Source organism: Pseudoalteromonas sp. AS71 (assembly GCF_038900275.1).
Classification (GTDB): Bacteria; Pseudomonadota; Gammaproteobacteria; order Enterobacterales; family Alteromonadaceae; genus Pseudoalteromonas.
In genome coordinates this window covers 121,662-144,406 of sequence record NZ_JBBMQZ010000010.1, presented here as the reverse complement: position 1 = coordinate 144,406, position 22,745 = coordinate 121,662, and the positions used below count along the sequence as shown (strand labels likewise).

Genomic DNA, 22,745 nt, shown 5'->3' with positions numbered 1-22,745 from the left:
TATTCCCTCAAAAAAATGGCCTAAAATTTTAGGCCATCTGGATTGAATATATACTCAGCCAATTCTAATTAAAAAGAAGCTGTAAAACTGATGTATGGGCTACGTCCTGAAGTATCATAACCAACACCTAGAGGGATGTTAGTATTTGAGAAAGAGCCACTTGGATCTACTTTTGGTGGAGCTTCATTAAATACGTTACGTACACCAAAGTTCACTTTATAAGCATCGTTAGACCAAGTCATACCGATGTTATGTACAAAGTAGTCATCGGTGAAACCAACAGGGCGACATTTAAGTGGAGCACCATTTGCGTCAGTTAAACCACGACAACCTGCAGTACCTTCTTCGAATTCACCTAAATCATCTTCATCTTCACGACCTTTACCGATGAAACGTGTTTCCCAGTTAAATCTAAAATCAGAATATTTAAGTTGTAAGCGTGCTGTACCGCGCCATTCTGGTGAATCTGGCTCACCCATATTGTCATCAATAGTACCAAGTACATCAAAAACTTGCTCTGTCATGCGCGTAGCTTGAAGGTCTAGTGTAATACCTAAGTTTTCTTCTGCAATTACCGTATCTGTTTCAAAGTAGATATTGTAATCAAAACCTTTAGATGAGATTAAACCAATATTGATAAAGCTAGCATCAACTAAATCAATTTGACCATTTTCGTCACGCCCTATACGGCTACAAAAAGCATCATTACCATCAGCAGAATAGCACTGACCAATACTGTAACCAGCGCTTGGCTCTGCAATACTATTTGTTACTTCAATATCAAAACGAGTTAATGACATTGTTAAATCAAATGCATCAGTGAACGGTTGTTCAAAGATAAAACCGTATGTTTTAGCCACTGATGTTTCAGCACTAAGCTCAGTTGTACCGCCAGTTTCAATCTCAGCGCTATAAGTTCCAGTATATGAATCAGTCCCACCTTGACCTAAACCAAGAGTAGTTGGATCAATACCTGATGCTTGACAAGCGTTTAGTACCGCTGTATCACGTGTTTCTTCAGCCGCATTATATGTAGCTGCTGAACCTGGGTTCAATGGGTCTATATTACGAGCATCTTCCGGAACAACACATGGATCGGCAACTGTATTAAAACCAGACGTACCGTTTAAGAAACGTTCACGTAAGTTTGGCGCTCTATAAGAAGTACCTTTTGTTGCACGTAAAGTAAACCAATCAACAGGACGGTAGATAGTTTTAAGACTATAAGTTGATTCAGCATCGTAGAAAGATTCTTCAGAAACACGGCCAGAAGCTGTAAATGTAAGTTCTTCAGCACCTTTAACTCCTTTAAGTAAAGGGAAGTCAACTTCTGTGAATATTTCTTTTAGATTACGAGAACCATCAGCGCCTTGGTCAGCAAAGTAGCCCCATAGTAAGCCTTGTGATGCTGCTGCATTAGGATTTGATTCAATCTCATCACGACGATATTCAATACCAACGATACCTGCAACAGTTTCGTTATTCCATGGTAGTGCAAAGAAGTCACCACCCATGAATGCATTAAAAACAAACTGGTTTACTTTAGTTTCGATGTCGCGATCAATAAATAAATAGGCCGCTTCTTCAGGTGAAAGCGTACCGCCGCCTTCTTGGTAAATACTGTCTGCAAATAAATTAACAGGAACACATCCATCAGAACCGGTACCACAGGTAACAGTCCCATCATCATTAAGAACAGCGGTTTCTAATGAGTTAATTAAGCGCTCTTCATCAATACCAACACGGTGGTCAGTACCTTTTGATGCGCTGTACGATACAGACGCGTCGTAGTACCAATTGTCTAAACCAATGTTTTCAAACATACCGAGGTTACCAGTAACACCAGTAACTAAACGATATTGTGAAACTTCAACCTCAGTTTGATCACGGTCACCACGAATGTTGATGATTGGCTGAACGGCTTCAGGTCCACCAGGGCCCACACCTAACACGCCAAAACAGTCAATACCGTTTGTACCACAAGGGTTATACGGATTTGATGCCGCTACTTGTTGGAATATTTGTGCACCAGGGCTAAAAATTGGTGATTTACGACTCGCATATAAACCTTCATAGTAGAAAGTTGTGTCGTTATCATCTTGGAAGTTGTATTCACCATTAAGCATTAGTGAGATACGTTCATTTTTACTTCTGTAATCACCGCTTTTGTAGTAATCCGATTGTTGGAAAGCGTATAGAGGGTCTTGGAAGTCAACGTCACGGAAACCATCGCCGTTACCATCAACAAATACACCATCATTAATACCATCGCCATCGAAATCGCCAGCTACCCATGAAGGTAAAAATCCTTCAAGACTTGATGGTACAGTTGATTCGCTGAAGTTTGGAATACCAGTGTTTGTAAAGTTAGGAGTGTAATAAACACTGCCAAAGAAAGAAGGTACGCTAATACGGTTTGTTAGAGGGAAAATGTCACATGAATCTTCACCGCTTGCTACAGGACCATAGCCACTGTTTCGCGTTACGATACTGCCATCTTCAGCTTCCCAAATACGCTCTTCACACCCTTTAACAAAAGGGTTGCCAGATAAAGATTGAGATTTTTGTTCTGAATATTCAACACCTACAGTGATAAAACCATTATCCATGGTTTTGCCCCACATACCCGAAAGTACAGTTTCTTCACCACCTTCACCTTTAGGTTGACGATAAGATGCATCAAAAATAAAACCTTCAACATCTTTTTTCAATATTACGTTAGCTACACCAGCTACCGCATCAGAACCATAAACGGTTGATGCGCCATCAAATAAATTCTCTACACGCTCAATCATCACGCCAGGTATTAAATTCAAATCAGGGGATGTTGGTGCACCACCAACGCCAGCAGGAGCCATTCTTCGACCATTAATAAGTACAAGAGTTCGCTCAGCACCTAAACCACGAAATCCGATTGTTGCAGCGCCCGGGCCGTTATCTAGTACAAAACCACCAAATGTATTATCTATTTGAGCTCCAGCCGCTTGGCTGGTCGATTGAAGCATTGAGCCTGCATCAAATAAACCCATTTCACGAGATAAGTCGCCATTGATAATTTGAATTGGTGATGCATTTGAGAATTCAGCTTTTCTTATACGTGAGCCTGTTACAACTATTCGTTCAGGTGCTTCTTCTTCTAATTCCACGTCTGAATTCAAATCATTTTCTTGAGCCAGCGCGTTAGGCGCTAAGGCTACAGAGCCTAGCAATAAGGAGTATCTTATTGCATTTGATAGAGCTTTAGTTTTAAACATATGTAGATCCCTGAGATATTATTGTTATTTAAGCTATAAAGTTAGAAGGTAAGATCATAGCGGCACAATAAATTTACATTAAGGAAACAAAATAGTAAATATGGTTAACGAGTGGCCGTGGTTAAGTAGGCAGTAATTGGTGTTTATTTAACTAAAAAATATAATTTTCTAGGTGCTATTTTCTTTAATTTATTGTTTTTATTGGTTTTATGTTATTTGTAAATGAATGTGAACAGATTTGAGCGGGTATTTACAAAAAACGAAAGCTCAGATTCACCTTTTAGGAACAAAAAATTGGAAGTAATAGTGTACTTTGTATTTCTTAACCACGTATTAGCTCTGCAACAGTGGAGTTTCGTTCTATTGTAGTCAGGGAGTCAGATAACTTGCAATGGTTATGCTATTAAAGCCGACTAACGCAAGATCTTTTGTTACTTTAATATTAGCCTTTTTAAGCACATATATAGTGCCGATACAATTAACTCGCTTGCAGCAAATAAGGAGTTTAATTTTACGTTACTAGCAAGTAATGCGCTAAGTGAGAGCATAAACTCAACTACACCTAAAGTTTGGATATATGCAAAATATATTAAGCAGGTAAGTTTACTCTGTGGTAAACGAGTTTGGGATCATTATTTGGTGGTTTCCACGTTGTTTAAGTAATGGTTTTGAAATTATATGACATAAAAAAAGATTTTACTTAGGCGTTTTTTTTCTAAATTAAATTCCGTTTTTTGCAACGGTATAGGGTTTGTGAAGTGTGGTGTGAATATTTATGCTAATTAAGTGGGATAGTATTTTGGTAGGAGTTTTAAGTGAATTGTATAAGGGTTGTTTTTTAATGGTGTTTATGGCGCTATTTTTATAAATAATGGAGCCTGCTTTTTATTCATTTTGTTAGTTTTGCAAACAACTAGCAATGTAAATTATATGTTTGTTTTTTTGTTTTTATTTTGTTTTTTGGTTTTATCCTTGTTTTTTTGTTAATTTATTGTTTTTTATGGTGATTTTCCTGTTAATTGCTGTCTCATTTTGTTGGCAAGTTTGTTTTTATTGTGTTATTAATTTGTTTCCCCTTATAGATTAAGGGGGGATTAAATACTTTAAATAAGTAACCGTTATATAAAGTATTTGATGAAATACATAAAAAATAAAAATCTAATTATCTAGGGATAAATCAAAAATGAACCATAATTTTTCTAAGACCTTTAAACGCTCATTCACTGCCGCAGCAGTTGCAATGACGTTAAGTGCGGCAATGCCTGCAATGGCAGATAACGTTAACGGCGCTATCAAAGGTAGCTTAACGGCTCAGTCAGGTGTTTCACTAGCGGGTGCATCAATAACAATAACAGATGACACGAAAGGCTATTCAAAAACGCTTATTGCAGATTCGAACGGCGAGTTCGATCTAAAACAGGTACCAGTTGGTAAATATAATATTGTCGTTTCTCAAGCTGGTTTTGACCAAGCTCAAGTTAAAGATGTGGTTATAGGAGTTGGTAAAACAGCTCTTATTGAAATTCCACTAACTACAGGTAATATCGAAAGAATTGCTGTTGTAGGTGGTTCTATTCGCGCAATAGATGTTTCTGCATCAGAATCTTCATTAAACATTAGCTCTGAAGAATTAGAGCTACTACCAATATCTCGCTCAGTAACTTCAGTAGCATTGCTTGCGCCTGGCGCAACTGAAGGGGACAGTCGTTTTGGCGACCAAGCTTCATTTGGTGGTGCTTCTGTAGCTGAAAATGCTTATTACGTGAATGGTCTAAATATGACTAATTTCCGTAATGGTCTTGGTGGTGCAACAATCCCATTCACAGCGTACGATAGCTTCCAAGTTAAAACAGGTGGTTATTCTGCAGAATTCGGGCGTACCACTGGTGGATTAATCTCATCAGTTACTAAGTCTGGTTCTAATGATTTTCACTTTGGTGTTGAAACGATTTATTCATCTGACTCGTTAAGCGAGCAAGCTCCTAACTCACTTTACAAGCAAAATGATCGTTGTGAAGATGCAGACGGGCATTGTATTGGTGATTTATATGTTAATAACCAAGACGACTACGACAATTCATTTGAAACAAGTATTTATGCTTCAGGTGCGATAGTTGAAGACACATTATTTTTCTATGGTATTTATACTGCAAGAGATAATGACTACGAATACGGTAATGCGTCTCAAACAGATTTAACAGTTGAAAAAGATGATGACCCATATTATCTAGCTCGTTTTGATTGGAATATTAACGAAGATCATCAACTAATGCTTTGGGGCTTTAGTGATAAACGAACTTATTCAGAAAAAACAATTTCAGATCCTGAAGGAAATGGTAATTATACTGAAGATGGTGGTACAGCTTATCACAAGCGAGGCGGTGAAAGTTTTGCTGTTCGTTACACTGGTAACCTGACGGAAGATTTAAGTATGTCAGCAATGTATGGCCAAGTTAAATTTTCAGAAACTGATTACTCAGACTTTGATGATTGTCCTACAGGTTATGATGCCGATTTAGGTGAGGATACTACGTGTTATGTAAACTTTACCGTTGGTGAAAATGAAGATAAACGTGAGCAATTGCGCGTTGACTTTGATTACTACCTAAACGATGAGCATACGCTAAAATTTGGTTATGATTCTGAAACTAATACAGCTGATTCAACAACACAAAACTCTGGTGGCGTTTACTACTATTATCGTACATACGAAGAAGGCGCTAGATTGGCTAATGGTTATGTCTTACCTGAAGAAATGAAGACAACACGTGTACGCGATTATAAAAATGGCGGTTCGTTTGAAGTAGAAAACTGGGCTATTTATATTGAAGATCAATGGTCGGTTACAGAAGATTTAACATTAACACTAGGTCTTCGTAATGATAGTTTTACAAACTACAATGCAGATGGCGAAGAGTTTGTTTCTATCGATAATCAAATTGCTCCTCGCTTAGGTGGTTCTTGGGATATTAACGGAGATGGCGATAGTAAGTTGTTCTTCACTGCTGGTCGTTATTACCTACCAGTAGCAGCTAATACAAATATTCGTTTAGCAGGTGCAGAAACTTATATTCAAACATGGTATGCATATGAAGGCTTAAATGCAGACGGTACTCCTGTTGGTTTAAGCACACAGTTAGGTGATCCTGCTATTTCTAATGGCGGTGACGGTACTGCAAAACCATCAAATACCTTATCTGATAAAGATCTTGAACCAATGTATAACGATGAGTATATGATTGGTTATCAAGCAGCAATCAATGATGATTGGTCATGGGGTATCAAAGCAACTTACCGTGTTTTAGGTAATCAAATTGATGATGGTTCTTATATCTTTAGTGATGAAAATGGTGAATACTTAGGTGAAAACTGGTTCTTATTCAATCCAGGTAATGGTGCTACTTTCAATTTCGATCTTGATGGTGACGGCACCACTGAAGAATATAGCTTTAGTGCTGAAGAGTTAGGTTACCCGGAAGCTAAGCGTAAATACGCATCAGTTGATTTAACACTTGAAAAAACATGGGATCAGGTTTGGTCTTTAAAAGCTCTATACACGTGGTCTCACAACTACGGTAATACAGAAGGTTTTGTTAAATCTGATAATGGTCAAGATGATGCCGGTCTTACGCAAGATTGGGATTACCCTTATCTAATGGATGGTGCTAATGGTAATCTACCTGCAGATCGTCGTCATAACATCAAAATTTATGGTGCTTTTGCTGTTACAGAAGATTTCTTAATTGGTGCTAATGTTAATATTGCATCTGGACGTCCTTGGACTGCTTTAGGTCAAGGTTATACTCCAGATCCTGATCAATACGTATACGGTGATACTTACTATGTAGGTGATAAACGTTTCCCTCGTGGCAGCATGGGTACTACACCATGGACAGCACGTTTAGATCTTAACTTTACTTATAACCTTCGCTTTAACGATCAGAAAGTTCGTTTAGCTATGGATATATTTAACGTATTTGATGCTGCTACTGAAACTCGTTATGATGAAGCTGCAGAAATAGCTGCTGGTGATGGAAATGCTACATTTGGTTTAGCTCAGTCTTACCAGTCTCCTCGTAGAATTCAATTATCAGCGTCTTACGATTTCTAACAACTTGTTAGTATGAGTTAAAAGTTGTTTAATAAAAAAGCCTCGTTAGAGGCTTTTTTTTATATCTAAATTTTGAATTTTTGTGAGATATGAATACATCAGAAAGAAAAGTGAAATGAATAGATAAAAAGATACTGAATAAAATTTAAGTAGTTGTAACTGCCAATTAAAATGGTTTGTTAATTCTGCTTTATTTTATCAGGCAGGCTCAGCTTGACCTTCTAGGAATGAGAATAGGAGCTAATAGGGTAGTTTGCACTTCTTCACCACGTATCAGTTTTAATAAGTTCTCTACGAGCATTTGCCCAGCAACAGTGGTGTTTTGCTCTATAGTCGTCAGTGGTGGATTTACATAACTTGCAATGGCTATATTATCAAAGCCGACTACCGCAACATCTTTTGGTACGTTGATATTTGCTTCTTTAAGCGCACGTATAGCGCCAATAGCGATTAAGTCGCTTGCGGCAAATAAGGCGTTAAATTTAATATTATTAGCGATAAGCGAACGAGTGGCGTGATACCCAGATTCTTCCGTAGATATAGCATTAGCCATTTTACGTTCGTTTATTTTTACGTTGTTAGCCAATAGCTCATCTTTAAAGCCCTGAAAGCGACTAAAGAATTCAGGGCTATGATCAGATGCATCACCAATAAAAGCGCAATCAGTTCTGCTGTGAGCAATAAAGTGCTCAGCGGCAAGCTTACCGCCACCGTAGTTGTCACAACAAACAGTTAAATCTGGGCGATTATCAACCGTTGCGCCCCAACAAACAAACTTAGTGTTTTGTTCAAGTAGGGTGTTAAATTTTGGTTGGTAATCAATGTAATCGCCATAACCGAGTAAAATAATACCATCGGCTCTGTGGCTATCTTCATAGTCTGCTTGCCAATCAGCGCTGGCCGATTGAAATGATACTAATAAATCGTAACCTTCTTTAGCGCAAGCACGGGTAATGCTACCAAGCATGGCTAAAAAGAACGGATTAATTTGTGACTCATCAGAAGTAGGGTCTTCGAAAAGAAGTAATGCTAGCGTACTGCTTTGCTGAGTTCGCAAGTTGCTGGCATTTTTATCAACTTTGTAATTAAGTTTTTTAGCTATATCGAACACACGCTTACGTGTTTCTTCGTTAACAAGATGGCTGTTACGTAAAGCGCGAGATACAGTTGATTGAGATACCCCTGCATAGTGGGCAATATCAAATGAGGTGGCTTTACCTTTCATTGTTACAACTTAATTAAATTGATAAATAATTGTGTCATTTTCGTTTATTAATGAATAATTTCAAGCTTTTTGTGAATTAACGTATATTTTTATTGATAAATTCATGACACCGGTGTCATAATGTCAGTGTTTTATCATTTTGTTGTCAAAACGTATTCGCTGTCAATATCTTTTATAGACAGCATTTTCTACTGTGATAGCTACTTTGAGGTGATAGCTACTTTGAGGTGATAGCTCAAAGTATAAATAACAATGGTATACCATTGTAAAATAATAAGCACGAGTCGCTTAACAAAAGAGATAATACTATGAGCCTAAACTCTTCTGCCCAATTTGATCCCATCTTAGTTGCTGATGTTGGCGGCACTAATGCCCGCTTTGCTTTAATAACTGGTTTTAATGAAGACACTAACCAATTTGTAATAGAGCACATTAATATATTCCCTAGTGCTAATTTTGGTTCACTTGAAAGTGCGCTAGAACAATATTTACAAACAGTTTCGCATATTACCCCTAAACGCGCATGCTTAGCCGTTGCAGGTCCAATAAAAGCTGGGCAGGTACACTTAACCAATTTAGGTTGGCATTTTAGTGTTAGTGAATTTAAAGCACACTTTAATTTACTTCAACTAGAAGTCATTAACGATTTTGCTGCTTTTGCATACGCTGCTCCTTACTTAGATCCAACACAAAATGTAATTGTTAAAGCAGGTCAAGCTGATGACAATGCAAACATTGGTGTTATAGGCCCAGGTACTGGTTTTGGTGCTGCATGTTTAGTAAGAACATCGCAATCTACCGCTGTTTTAAGTTCAGAAGGTGGGCACATATCACTTGCACCCGTTAATGAACTCGATACTTTATTATTAAATGAATTACGTAAAGACCACCCCCACGTTTCTATCGAAACTGTATTTTCAGGACCTGGCATAACGCATTTATATAAAGCGATGTCTGCGGTTAAGGGTGTAACAGCTAAAAATTTAGATGCAGCGCAAATTAGTAGCCTAGCTAATAGCGGTGAATGTGATGTGTGTGATGCAACGCTAAACCAGTTTTGTGATTGGATTGGCAGTGTAGCTGGCGATTTAGCCGTTGTTTACGGCGCTTTAGGCGGACTATTTATTGGCGGTGGAATACTGCCTCGAATGCAAGCAAGACTTCTAGAAAGTCGTTTTGTTGAACGATTTTCGCAAAAGGGTATTATGTCGCAGTACGCAGGGCAAATTCCTGTAACACTTGTAACACAAGATAATATTCCACTAATTGGTGCCGCAGCGTGTTTGCACAACAGCAAATAAGGAGCTTTCCTTGTTCGCATTTGGAAAAATAGAGTGATGAAAAAAGTAACAATAAACAGTGTGGCAAGTCATGCTGGTGTTTCTAAAAAAACCGTATCACGCGTTTTAAATAACGAGCCTAATGTTAGTGCTGCAACCCGAGAAAAGGTGCTTGCGGTATTTAAAGAACTCGATTATACCCCAAACCCAATTGCACGAGGGCTTGCACAAAATCGTAGCTTTATTATTGGCTGTCTTTACGATAACCCAAGTAAAAGCTACATCACTCGCGTGCAAACGGGTGCTCTAGAAGCATGCAAAGAAAATAATTATAATCTATTGATACACCCCTGTGAGTTTCGTGGTGATGCCCTTATAAATAATATTGAGCAATTACTGCAGACATCTCGATTAGATGGCATTGTGCTAACACCTCCTTTTGGTGATTTTGCTGAGCTGGCTTCTTTTTTAAAATCTAAAAAAATTCCTTATGCAAGAGTTGCGTCAGCTTTACTTCAAGATGATTCTATTTCAGTTCGTAGTAATGATGAGCAAGGCGCATTTGAAATTACTGAGCATTTAATTAGCCTTGGGCATAAATCTATAGCGTTTATTAAAGGGCACCCGGATCACAGTGCTACGCAACAACGCTTTAAAGGTTACAGGCGCTCACTTGCAAGCCATGGGATAGAGTTTGATGAACGATTAGTAGAGGAGGGTAACTTTAGTTATCATTCTGGTGTAGATAGTGCACGTAGCATATTAGATTTGTCCCCTAGGCCAACAGCTGTATTTGCATCAAACGATTACATGGCGGCAGCGGTATTAAAATTAGCTACTCAGCGCCAATTAAAAGTGCCTGATGACATTTCAATAGCTGGTTTTGATAATGCACCCATTGCGCGTCATATTTGGCCTGGTTTAACAACTATTGCACAACCGGTTGAAGAGATGACTAAACAGGCCGTAACTCAACTTATTTCACACATAGCTCAACCACAAGAAAAGCCTTATCAGGTAACACTTGAGTCGCGCTTAATTACACGCGAGTCTACCTCTGCGATAAAATAGTGAGTTAAAAAAACTTTCACAGTAGCCCGAATATGAGTGACGCTTATTTGGGCTTTTTTTTGCTCTGAACTTGCTAAAATATACTTTGTGCCTAAAAATCAATTAGGTCATTATTCGGTCATGTTAAAATATTAAACTATTTTTGTTACCCGGGGTTGACACCGGTGTCATTGCTATGCGTTAATACAGTGACACCGGTGTCAGGGCTGTTGTGAGAGGCTCCCTGGTAGCGTACCTTTGAACGGGTAAATCAAAGATGCTCAGTACAGTTATTTACGTGGAGTCTGTAGTTGCTACTGAGCCTTTATCCTCTAACTAATAGAGATGAGTTAAATTATGTTACATCCTCGTATTCAAGAAGTTACCCAGCGCGTTATCGAACGCAGTAAAAATACCCGTCAAGATTATTTAGAACGTATTTCGCACGCAAAAAAACAAACAAGAGTTCGTGCCGGTTTAGGTTGCGGAAATATAGCCCATGTTATGGCTGCTTGTAGCAGTGATGACAAAGCGCGCTTAAAATCTGATGAGCAGCCAAATCTTGCTATTATCAACTCATATAACGACATGCTTTCGGCTCATGTGCCATACAAAGATTACCCAGATTTAATTAAAGACATTGCAACAAAATTCGATGCTACAGCACAAGTTGCTGGTGGTGTTCCTGCAATGTGTGATGGTGTTACGCAAGGGCGTGACGGCATGGAGCTTTCGCTTTTTTCTCGTGATGTAATTGCTATGTCTACGGCAATATCGCTTTCACACGATGTGTTTGATGGCGTTTTTTGTTTAGGCGTTTGCGATAAAATTGTCCCGGGTTTATTAATTGGTGCATTGTCGTTTGGTCATTTACCTGTGTTCTTTTTACCAGCAGGTCCAATGCAATCAGGTATTCCTAATAAAGAAAAAGCACGTATTCGTCAAAAATTTGCACAAGGTTTAGTAAGTCGCGAAGACTTATTAGAGGCTGAAAGCGCGTCTTATCACAGCGCAGGTACTTGTACGTTCTACGGTACTGCAAACTCAAATCAAATGTTAATGGAAATAATGGGCTTACACCTTCCTGGTAGCTCGTTTATTAATCCTTACACTGAGCTTCGAGATGGTCTTACAGGTAATGCTGTAGAAACCATGCTTAAGCAGCTTACAGATGATAAAGAAAGCCCGTGTTTAGCCGATGTGATCAGCGAAAAAACGATCATAAACGGTTTAGTCGGCTTGCTTTCTACAGGTGGTTCTACTAACCATGCTATTCATATTGTTGCGATAGCAAAAGCGGCGGGCATTCAGGTTACGTGGAAAGACATGTCTGATTTATCAGAAGTTGTACCACTACTTACACGTATTTACCCTAACGGCTCAGCTGATGTAAACCACTTCCAAGCAGCTGGCGGTATGGGTTTCTTAATGCGAGAGCTAGCAAGCGCTGGTTACTTACACACAGATGTTAAAACAATGCTAGGCGATGGTTTAGCACCTTACATGACAGAGCCACGTTTAGATAAAGACGATAGCCTGATCATGAGCAACTCAACCGGCCCAACTAAAGTAAAATGGGTAGATTGCCCAGCAAATTCACACGATGAAGAAGTACTTCGCCCAGTGAGTAACCCTTTTAGTAAGCAAGGTGGTCTGCAACTCCTAACGGGTAACTTAGGTAAAGCTGTTATTAAAGTGTCAGCTGTTGCTATTGAACATCAGGTTGTTACTGCTCCTGCAAAAGTATTTAGCTCACAAAGTGCTCTGCAAGACGCATACACGCGTGGTGAATTAAACCAAGACTTTATTGCCGTGCTAAAAGAGCAAGGCCCTAAAGCGAAAGGTATGCCAGAGCTACATAAATTAACGCCAGTAATGGCAACGCTTCAAGATGAAGGCTTTAAAGTAGCCATTGTTACTGACGGTCGTATGTCGGGTGCATCAGGTAAAGTACCAGCTGCTATTCACTTAGCACCAGAGGCAGTCGAAGGCGGAGTTATTGCTAAAATCCGAGAAGGTGATTTAGTGACACTTGATGCGCCAAATGGAATATTAAAAGTACACGTTAGCGACGAAGAACTTGCTAAACGTGAAGCAGAACTTAGCCTGCCAAGTGCAACATTTGGTACAGGTCGTGAATTATTTACTGGATTTAGAAATATCGTAAGCAGTGCCGATTTAGGCGCGAGTGCTTTTGGACTTGAATAAATATTAGCCATACTGGGTAATGAGGAACAAGTAATGAGTATTGAAAAAATCTTAGCATCGGCACCCGTAGTGCCAGTGGTTGTAATCGAAAAATTAGAAGATGCAGCACCACTTGCAAGAGCGTTATATAACGGTGGCTTAAAAGCCTTAGAAATCACACTACGTACACCTATTGCTGCAGAAGCTGTAAAGCTGATGAAAGCAGAAGTACCTGAAGCCTATGTAGGTACTGGTACGGTAGTAGATAAAGCAAGCTTTGATCTTTCGGTTGCCGCAGGTGCAGATTTTATGGTGAGTCCAGGAGTTAGCGATGAGCTTATTGCTTTGGCTAAAACATCAGATATACCATTTTTACCAGGCGCTGCAACTGCAAGTGAAGTTATGGAACTTGCGTCGCATGGTTTTAAGTATTTAAAATTCTTCCCTGCAGAAGCTGCAGGCGGTACAGCAATGCTTAAATCAATCGGCGGCCCATTACCACATATTACTTTTTGCCCAACTGGCGGCATTAGCCTAGCAACTGCACCGAACTATTTAGCGCTTAACAACGTTATTTGTGTTGGTGGTACGTGGATGCTAGATAAACAACTAATTGAAAATAAAGACTGGCAAGCAATTGAAGCGCTTGCTCGCCAAGCAAGTGAACTTAAATAGGAGTCTAAAATGATTAATGTAGCAATTAACGGTTACGGCCGTATCGGTAGAAATGTTTTACGTGCACTTTATGAGTCAGCTCAAAACAGCGAAATTAAAATTGTAGCAATTAACGATTTAGCACCTGCTAACGTTAATGCACATTTAACGCAGTATGACTCAGTTCATGGTCAATTTTCTAAAAAAGTAACACTTGAAAATAACACCATGTTAATTGATGACGACGTAATTACGTTAACGCAAGAACGCGACCCTGCAAATTTACCGTGGAAAGCACTAAACGTAGATATCGTTTTAGAATGTACTGGTTTTTTCACTAAACGTGATGACGCTGCTAAGCACATTACAGCAGGGGCTAAAAAAGTAATCGTTTCTGCTCCAGGTAAAGATATGGATGCAACAGTGGTTCATGGTGTAAACAGCGATGTAATTAACGCTGATAGCCAAATTATTTCAAATGCATCGTGTACTACTAACTGTTTAGCACCACTTGCAAAAGCAATTAATGACACAGTAGGTATTGAAAAAGGGAGTATGACAACGATTCATTCTTATACGAATGATCAAAACCTATCTGACGTATACCACCCAGATCTATACCGTGCTCGTAGTGCAACTCAATCTATGATCCCAACTAAAACAGGTGCTGCGGCAGCTGTTGGTTTAGTATTACCAGAACTTGCTGGTAAATTAGACGGTATGTCGGTACGTGTACCGACAATCAACGTATCTTTAGTTGATTTTACGTTTATTACTAAGCGCGATACGACTGCAGAAGAAATCAATGCAATCATGAAAGAAGCGTCAACGGGTTCAATGAAAGATATTTTACAATACAACGAGCTTCCGCTTGTTTCTATCGACTTTAACCATAACCCAGCGTCATCTATCTTTGATGCAACGCAAACTAAAGCCGATGGTAATCTAGTTAAAGTAATGGCTTGGTATGACAACGAATGGGGTTTCTCAAACCGCATGCTAGACCAAGTTAAAGCACTAGGTCAGTACTTATAATTGACCTTGTAAAAGTTTAGCTTTATCCAACCAAGCCACGCATTGCGTGGCTTTTTTGCGTTTAGTTTATCTGTATATTTGCAACTCAGACTATGGAGGGAACTATTTGTATTTTTTATCCCCTAAATTTTGTTAATATGTGGGTGTGTAAATTAATGGAATTTCGTTGTATTTAATCAACTCAACGACGCAAGGAACAATAAAAATGATCAGAGCTTTATCGCGAAAAGTATTTCGCACAAATCATCTTCAGATAGGTGAGGGCAACATAAGTGGCTACATAGCCTGCTTTTTAGCAATACTGAGTTGTTTAGGCGTATTAGCGTTTCACTTTCCCGAATACTTAACCACACCAGAACTGAGAAAAAGCTACAGCGTCGACTTTTTACGTCAGCTTATGTTTGCATCATTATTGGTCTCGGGCAGTTTAGGACTACTTAACTTTGTACGTAATACCAATAAGCGCTTAGGAGCTACAGCGTGGTTTTTTATTATATTGGCTATTATGTTTGGCGGACCAAACGTTGAGGTAAACGAGTTTGCCAGCGACACACCTTACATAGGGCTCGATTGGTTTATTTTAGACTTACTCGGCTCAACACTCATATTTATTGTTATTGAAAAGCTGCTACCGCATCGGAAAGAGCAAAAAATATTGCGTAGTGAGTGGCGAGGTGATTTAAACCACTTTTTTGTAAATCATTTAATTATTGGTTTTGTATTACTTGTTACTAACCATTTTGTACATTATGGTTTTGGTTGGGCTGTATCATCTACAGTACAAGGTTATATAGAGCAAACACCCTTTGTAGTGCAGTTGTTTTTAATAATACTTGTGGCAGATTTAATGCAGTATTGGGTGCATCGTGCTTATCACGAAGTCCCTTTATTATGGCGCTTTCATGGCGTACATCACAGTGCTAAAGAAATGGATTGGTTAGCGGGCTCTCGCCAGCATATTCTTGAAATACTCGTAACGCGCAGCTTAGTGCTCACGCCTATATTTGTGCTTGGTTTTTCACAGCAAATAATTAGTTTGTACGTAATAATTGTGGGTTTGCAGGCTGTGTTTAATCATGCAAATGTACGTGTTAGATTTGGTTGGCTAAAATATTTTATGGTTACACCGCAGTTTCACCATTGGCATCATGCGTCAGATAAAGCCGCGATTGACCGTAATTACGCTGCGCATTTTTCGTTTTTAGATTATGCGTTTGGTACAGCAGTTAAAGGCCAAAAAGAGTGGCCAGAAGCATATGGTGTAGTCGGGGATTACATGCCGATAGGTATGCTAAAACAACAGGTTTATCCGTTTAAGCGCACTAAATAAATTCGAATGATCGAATAAATACACAATACAAACTAACAGGGAGCAACGTGTTACACGTTGCTCCCTGTTAGAATTTATTTAATTAATACTGAGTTATACATTTAGCTCTTCTAATAACTCAATAAATGTAGGCCTTTGATTTAATATAGGTCGCATAGCACGTTTTGCCATATCGGACATTTTAAAAAATAGCTCGCTTTGTCTATCATCGCCGGTTACCGTGCTTAATAAGTCTTCAATTAAACAGCCCAAAGCGCTTACTTCTATCAACTCTAGTTGCTTTTGTTGATAATCACTTAACATGGCTAAGTTTGTGGCTGCACCAAAATCACCAAATAATACATCAGCATCTTTGTTTATCATGGTGTTATGCCCATACACGTCGCCATGGCTTACTTTACAAATATGCAAGTGATGTAAGGTACTTACCATTTGCTGTGCAATTTTTAAAATAGCGTGAGTTGAGTAATGGCAATCATCATTAAAGGTATCACGCGTACAGGTTTCAAGGCTTGGAGGCAGGCCTAAATTAGCAAAGCTTTTATCTATTAGCTCCATTACTAAACCTAGCTGATCACTTTGCTCAATGTAGGCAAGTACTTTAATTAAATTAGCGTGATCGCCTGCTTGTAAGCAGCAATTTACTTCATCAAGCGGGTAGCCGTCGCTGGTAATTGCGCCTTTAAATAATTTAATCGCTACAGCACTTTCAATAGCTTGTGCTAAATGAATAACGCCCGATGCACCTTGGCCAATAACATGACTAAGTGTGTAATCGTTAAGAGACTTATTTTCTAAGCAGCTTTTTGTAAGGCACTGAGCTTTATTAAAATCGTTACCGGCAAACGCAAGCCAAGCAAGTTTAGGCAATTCAAACAGCCAGTCGTCTACGTGTGTTAAGTTATTAGCAGAGAGCCTAACAAGCTCAAGGTTTTTACACTGCGCCATGCTACTTGGCAGTTGCTTAAGTTGATTGCCTGCAAGCGCAAGCTTTTTAAGCTGGGTATAATTACCAAAATCTTCAGGCAATTCGCTTAACGTATTATCGGTGAGTATTAGCCACTCAATATTTTTTGGCAGGCTGTTTAATGCAAATTCAGAAATTTGGTTACCTTTAAACGCGACCATAATTAAAGCAGGGCATTTAGCGAGCACTTTAGGAATATGCTTAAACTGATTAAACGATAAAAACACACGCTTCAGGTTTGTTAAACAGGCAAATTCATCAGGTAGTGTTGATAAGTTATTATTTGATAAATCGAGAACTTCAAGCGTGTCAGCTAAGCTAAAGATTTCTTCAGGAAATGTCGTTAGCTCTTCTACCAATTGCAGGCGAGTAGCACCAACAAGTTTGCCACTTTTAAGCTCTTTAAGGAAGTTCATATTAATACCATGTTCTAAAAATGAAAAAGCCAACATAGCTGTTGGCTTAAAGTCGTTCTAACTTACTAAATCGCTCTTTAGAATTGCGCGTTATGGTAAACGTTTTGTACGTCGTCGCAATCTTCTAACATTGCTAAAAAGCGTTCCATAACTTCAACGTCTTCGCCTTCAATTGGCGTTTCAATTTGTGGCACAAAGCTAATTAGGTCTTCGTCAAATTCAGTAACGCCCATTTCTTCAAGCGCTGTACGTGTATTGTTGTACTCTGTATGAGGAGCAAAAACAGTAACTTTACCGTCATCTACTTCTACGTCAGTTACATCAACATCAGCCATCATAAGAGCTTCAAGTACTGCTTCGTCGTCATCACCGTCAAATACAAAAATAGCAAGGTGATCAAATAAATGTGAAACAGAGTTTTGAGCGCCAATTTTAGCATTTGCTTTGGTAAAACAAACACGGACATCAGCAAAGGTACGCTTGTTGTTGTCTGTTAAACAGTCAACAATAATCATACAGTTACCAGGGCCGTAACCTTCGTAACGTGTTGCTGCGTAGTCTTCACCGCCGCCGCCTTTTGCTTTGTCTATTGCGCGGTCAATAACGTGTGCTGGTACTTGGTCTTTTTTAGCGCGTTCAATTAAACGACGCAATGATAAGTTACCATCTGGATCTACACCGCCGTTTTTTGCACAAATATAAATTTCTTTGCCGTACTTAGAATAAACTTTAGTTTTAGCACCCGCAGTCTTAGCCATTGAATCTTTTTTGTTTTGGTAAGCTCTTCCCATCTGCGTTTCGCCTTAATATATGTAAATAATAGAATAAAATTATAATGCGTATTCTAAAGGTAAATGCATTCAAGGGCTAGTAAGTATTAAAACAGATTAAATCGGTAACGTTTAAAAGCCATGTAAACTGTATTTTATTAATGGGATCATCGAGGGTTCTAGACGTTGGAATTATATCTATTATGTGTAAATTTAATTCAATAAAAAAGCAACCTGTATAACAGGTTGCCTTACTAAGTAATAAAAAGTAAATGTTACTTACCAAATACGTACACGCTCATCTTCAGGAAGGTATAACGCATCGCCTGGTTTTACATCAAACGCTTTGTACCATGCATCGTGGTTACGCGGCGCTTGTGCTCTAAAGCGACCTGGGGCATGTGTGCCACCACGCAGTTGGTTAAGCATGCTTTGCTCAGTACGTTTTTCTTTCCATACTTGTGCCCACGCAAGGAAGAAACGCTGATCGCCAGTAACGCCGTCAATAACAGGCGCTTCTTTACCATTTAAACTGAGCTTGTACGCGTGATAAGCCATTGATAGCCCACCTACATCACCAATGTTTTCGCCAAGGCTATTTCGACCATTAACAAAATTACCTTCAATTGGCTCGTACTTACTGTACTGCGCAGCCAATTGATCGGCTTTTTTGTCAAATGCAGCACGATCTGCATCAGTCCACCAATTACGTTGCACACCGTTTTCGTCTGATTTTGAACCTTGATCGTCAAATCCATGACCCATTTCGTGACCAATTACAGCGCCAATACCGCCATAGTTTACTGCCGGATCGGCATTTGGATCGAAAAACGGCGGTTGTAGTATCGCAGCCGGGAAGACAATTTCATTAAACGAGCTATTGTAGTAAGCGTTTACGCGTTGTGGCGTCATGCCCCAGCGGTTACGGTCTGTTTTTTGTAGCTCTTTTTCAACACTTTCTGCGTGGAAAAACTCACGCATGTTTTTCACATTACCGATTAAATCGTTTTTAGTAATGCTCAAACCATCATAAGACTGCCATACATCGGGGTAACCAATTTTTGGTACAAAGGCAGCAAGCTTAGCGCGCGCATTTACTTTAGTTGCATCACCCATCCACTGGAGATTATCAATACGTTCACCAAGGGCTGTACGAAGGTTTTCAACCAGCTCAGACATTTGCTGTTTTGATGACTCAGGGAAGTAACGTGCTACGTATATTTTACCAATTGCAAAACCAAGCGAATTTGTGCCCGACATTTGACTTATTGCACGTTTCCATCGAGGACGAGGCTCTTGCTGTCCGTTTAGTTCTTTACCAAAAAAAGCAAAGTTAGTATTAAATACTTCCTCTGATAGTAAACCTGCGTTACCACTAATAGCGTGATACGTTAGATAGTCTTTCCATACTGCAATATCTTCTTGATTGATTAGCTCAATCATCGCTTTTATTGGCTCAGGCTGAGAGACATTTAACTGAGGTACTTTATAACCTGTTTGCTCAAAGTATAAATCCCAGTTAAAGCCAGGGTAAGCAGTGCTTAAATCGGTACGCTCAACTTGGTTTAGGGTTAAATCGCGATTACGACGCTTTTCACGTGGCCAGTGACCTTGTGCAATTTTGGTTTCAAGGTCAAGAATAGCTTGAGCTCGCTCAGTGGTATTTTCGACTCCTGCAAACTCAAGCATATCAGCAATGTGAGCAACATAAGCTGTACGGGTTTTAACAAAGCGCTCAGCGTCTTCAAGGTAGTAAGAGCGATCGGGTAAGCCTAAACCACCAGCACCGAGGGACATTTCATATTTGTTAGGGTCTAATCGGTTAAACCACATGCCGCCGCCAAAAGGGGCTTTATTGCCGGTTAACCAAGACTTACCAAACATTTCAGCTAAATCGTCAGTTGACGCTATATCACTAATTTCACTTAACAATGGCTTAATAGGCGCTACACCTAGTTTATTAAGTGTTTCGGTATCCATATACGCATTGTAAAAATCAGCAACGAGTTTTTCTTCTGCGTTTAAATCTTTACGTGCGGCTATTTCTTCAATAATAGCTTTAACATCGTCTTCACTGCGCTCAGCTAATCCTGAAAATGCACCGTAGCGGGTTTTATCTGCAGGCATTACGTAGTTGTCATACCACGTGCCACTGGCATACATAAAAAAATCATCGCCTGGTTTAACGGCTTTGTTACGGGCTGTTAAATCAACACCAAAACTACCTAACTCTGCTTTTTTTGTCACTGCTGCAGTGACTATTTTAGGTTGTTGCTCGTCTGTTTTTGTTGTTTGCGGCTCTGAACAACCGGTAATAAATGTGGCAGCTAATGCTGCGGCAATTAAACTCTTTTTCATTACTTACTCCTGAGTATCACTGATTGAATTAAAGCAGCAGTGAATCATTTTTATTGTTACGAATATTTAACTTATCGATTGTTATTGATATTAATCATACAAACAAACCTTTTGAGGTGAATCACCATAGTGCTCGATAAAACTAATATAGAAGAAAAGAGAAAGGCTAATAGGTTCTATAAACGCTTTATTTAGCTCGAATACTTGAAAGTATCCGAGCTAAAAGAGGTTACACACTCTTTATTTTTTATGCTGAAGCTCCCACATACGGGCATATTCTCCGGCGAGTGTAAGTAACTCATCGTGCTTACCTTGCTCAATGATTTGTCCGGATTTGAGCACAATAATGGTGTCTGCATCGGTAATAGTAGAAAGGCGATGAGCAATAACAATACTCGTATGGTTACTGGCAACTTCACGCATTGCTGCGAGTATTGCTTGCTCAGAATGAGAGTCGAGTGCAGAAGTTGCTTCATCAAAAATTAAAATAGGGGACTTTTTCAAAATAGCGCGGGCAATGGCAATACGCTGTTTTTCGCCGCCGGATACTTTTAAACCGCGCTCGCCAACCAGTGTTTTATCGCCTTTATCAAGTGTTGATATAAAGTCTTTTAAATGCGCCATAGCAATGGCTTCGTCAATTTCTGCATCACTTGCTGATGGTCTGCCGTAAGCGATATTCCCACGAATAGTAGTGTTAAACAGCACCGTATCTTGTGGGACTATTGCAATGGCTTTTCGTAAACTATTAAGTGTTACTGAGTTTATTGCTTGATTATCAATACTAATTTCACCAGCGCTTACATCATAAAAACGATAAAGCAGTCGCGCTAATGAACTTTTACCTGCTCCACTGGCACCAACAATGGCTACTTTGCTGCCAGCTTTAACACAAAAGTTAAGGCTATTAAGAATAGGGCGATGCGCATCGTAACTAAAACTTACATTGTTAAATGTTATTTCACCTTGGCTAATATTTAGCTCTTTTGCATTAAGTGCATCGGTTATTTGTGGTTTTTTGTTAAGTAGCCCAAGCATATTTTCAAGATCGGTTAGCGCGCGTCTTATTTCGCGGTACACAAAACCTAAAAAGTTAAGCGGTAAAAATAGCTGAATCATATATGCGTTAATCATCACAAGTTCACCAATAGAGAGCGTACCTGCAACTACTTCTGTTGAGCCCAACCACATTAAGGCAGTAATAGCACAAGCAATAATAAGTGCTTGGCCTGAGTTGAGTGCGAACAACGACATTCTATTTTTTAAACGGGCTTTTTCCCAGTTTGCTAAAAAGGTGTCGTACGTTTTTGCTTCAAACTGCTCATTATTAAAATACTTTACAGTTTCATAATTAAGTAGGCTGTCTATGGCGCGGGTATTACTTTGATTGTCGGCAGCATTTGCTTCTCTAATAAATCGGTTTCTCCACTGGGTAACCACTACAGTAAAGGTAATATAAATAGCGACTGCCAGTAATGTAATAAGCGCAAACCAAACAGAAAACAACGTGCCAAAAATAATCGCAACAGTCAGTATTTCGAACAAAGTAGGCACAATGTTAAACATTAAAAAACGCATTAAAAAACTTAAGCCGCTAGTACCGCGCTCTATATCGCGGCTAATGCCACCGGTTTGCCTATCTAAATGAAAAGCCAGTTCAAGTGAATGCAAATGCTTAAATACCTTTAAACCAATATCGCGCATGGCGTGCTCGGTTACGCGAGAAAATACAGCATCTCTTATTTCACCTAAAAATACGCTAGCAAAACGCAGTCCACCGTACATCAATAACAATAAAGCGGGAATAACTATCAGTGGGTTAATCGACTTATCTACAGAGTCTATTATTTCTTTAAGCGCCCAGGGCATTAAAAGCGTGGCACCTTTTGCGCCTATAAGCGCCATAAGTGCAATAAAAACACGGCCTTTAAATTTTGTAAGGTAGGGCCAAAGCGTTTTTACACTTTGGCGTAGGTTCATGGCGTCTGGTCGTTTTTCACTGCTTTGTCTGGGGCGCATTAGTGATCTCTGTTAAAACTAAATACTTAATTAATAAGCATTGTATTTTAAATGCTTGCCCTTATATACTACGCATCCCTTATTTTAGT

General features: G+C 39.2%; 13 protein-coding genes. 7 read left to right on the top strand and 6 right to left on the bottom strand.

All coding sequences use genetic code 11. From position 1 onward, the window contains the following. Window positions 1–68: 68 nt before the first annotated feature. Window positions 69–3,254: a TonB-dependent receptor gene (locus WNY98_RS09780; protein WP_076923930.1), complete on the bottom strand. Its 3,186-nt coding sequence runs from the start codon at window positions 3,252–3,254 to the stop codon at window positions 69–71. A 1,183-nt stretch (window positions 3,255–4,437) separates the two neighbouring features. On the opposite strand from WNY98_RS09780, the gene WNY98_RS09775 reads away from it, so the two are divergent. Next, complete coding sequence (locus WNY98_RS09775) at window positions 4,438–7,365, top strand: TonB-dependent receptor (protein ID WP_342877781.1); 2,928 nt, start codon at window positions 4,438–4,440, stop codon at window positions 7,363–7,365. 208 nt (window positions 7,366–7,573) lie between these two features. Here the strand turns inward: WNY98_RS09775 and WNY98_RS09770 are convergent, their stop codons facing one another. Further along, window positions 7,574–8,590 (bottom strand): LacI family DNA-binding transcriptional regulator, encoded by a 1,017-nt coding sequence (locus tag WNY98_RS09770; protein ID WP_197185016.1) that lies wholly within the window; start codon window positions 8,588–8,590, stop codon window positions 7,574–7,576. 308 nt (window positions 8,591–8,898) lie between these two features. Between WNY98_RS09770 and glk the strand changes: the two genes are divergently transcribed. The 6 genes from glk (at window position 8,899) to WNY98_RS09740 (ending at window position 16,126) form a co-directional block, all read left to right on the top strand. Beyond that, the gene (gene glk / locus WNY98_RS09765) at window positions 8,899–9,891 is read left to right on the top strand and encodes a glucokinase (protein ID WP_342877780.1); all 993 of its coding nucleotides are present in this window, start codon (window positions 8,899–8,901) and stop codon (window positions 9,889–9,891) included. Between the two features lie 36 nt (window positions 9,892–9,927). Then, a complete protein-coding gene (locus tag WNY98_RS09760; RefSeq protein WP_076923932.1) occupies window positions 9,928–10,941 on the top strand; it encodes a LacI family DNA-binding transcriptional regulator in 1,014 nt (337 codons plus the stop codon). A gap of 336 nt (window positions 10,942–11,277) precedes the next feature. Next, the gene (edd, locus tag WNY98_RS09755; protein ID WP_076923933.1) at window positions 11,278–13,128 is read left to right on the top strand and encodes a phosphogluconate dehydratase; all 1,851 of its coding nucleotides are present in this window, start codon (window positions 11,278–11,280) and stop codon (window positions 13,126–13,128) included. A gap of 33 nt (window positions 13,129–13,161) precedes the next feature. Then, window positions 13,162–13,782, top strand: a complete 621-nt coding sequence (eda, locus tag WNY98_RS09750) for a bifunctional 4-hydroxy-2-oxoglutarate aldolase/2-dehydro-3-deoxy-phosphogluconate aldolase (RefSeq protein WP_342877779.1) — start codon at window positions 13,162–13,164, stop codon at window positions 13,780–13,782. 9 nt (window positions 13,783–13,791) lie between these two features. Beyond that, entirely contained in the window at window positions 13,792–14,796 is a 1,005-nt protein-coding gene (gene gap / locus WNY98_RS09745; RefSeq protein ID WP_076923935.1) for a type I glyceraldehyde-3-phosphate dehydrogenase, read from the top strand. A 205-nt stretch (window positions 14,797–15,001) separates the two neighbouring features. Continuing rightward, a complete protein-coding gene (locus tag WNY98_RS09740; protein WP_342877778.1) occupies window positions 15,002–16,126 on the top strand; it encodes a sterol desaturase family protein in 1,125 nt (374 codons plus the stop codon). A gap of 93 nt (window positions 16,127–16,219) precedes the next feature. On the opposite strand, the gene WNY98_RS09735 is transcribed toward WNY98_RS09740, so the two are convergent. From WNY98_RS09735 to WNY98_RS09720, 4 genes are all read right to left on the bottom strand, one after another. Further along, on the bottom strand, window positions 16,220–17,545 hold the full coding sequence (locus WNY98_RS09735; RefSeq protein ID WP_342877777.1) for a leucine-rich repeat-containing protein kinase family protein: 1,326 nt from the start codon (window positions 17,543–17,545) through the stop codon (window positions 16,220–16,222). Window positions 17,546–17,586: 41 nt separating this feature from the next. Continuing rightward, window positions 17,587–18,300 carry a YebC/PmpR family DNA-binding transcriptional regulator gene (locus WNY98_RS09730; RefSeq protein WP_002959761.1) on the bottom strand — a complete coding sequence of 238 codons (714 nt, stop codon included), beginning with the start codon at window positions 18,298–18,300 and terminating at the stop codon, window positions 17,587–17,589. Window positions 18,301–18,558: 258 nt separating this feature from the next. After that, window positions 18,559–20,637, bottom strand: a complete 2,079-nt coding sequence (locus tag WNY98_RS09725) for a M13 family metallopeptidase (protein WP_342877776.1) — start codon at window positions 20,635–20,637, stop codon at window positions 18,559–18,561. Window positions 20,638–20,877: 240 nt separating this feature from the next. Next, a complete protein-coding gene (locus tag WNY98_RS09720; protein ID WP_342877775.1) occupies window positions 20,878–22,656 on the bottom strand; it encodes an ABC transporter ATP-binding protein/permease in 1,779 nt (592 codons plus the stop codon). Between the last annotated feature and the right edge of the window lie 89 nt (window positions 22,657–22,745).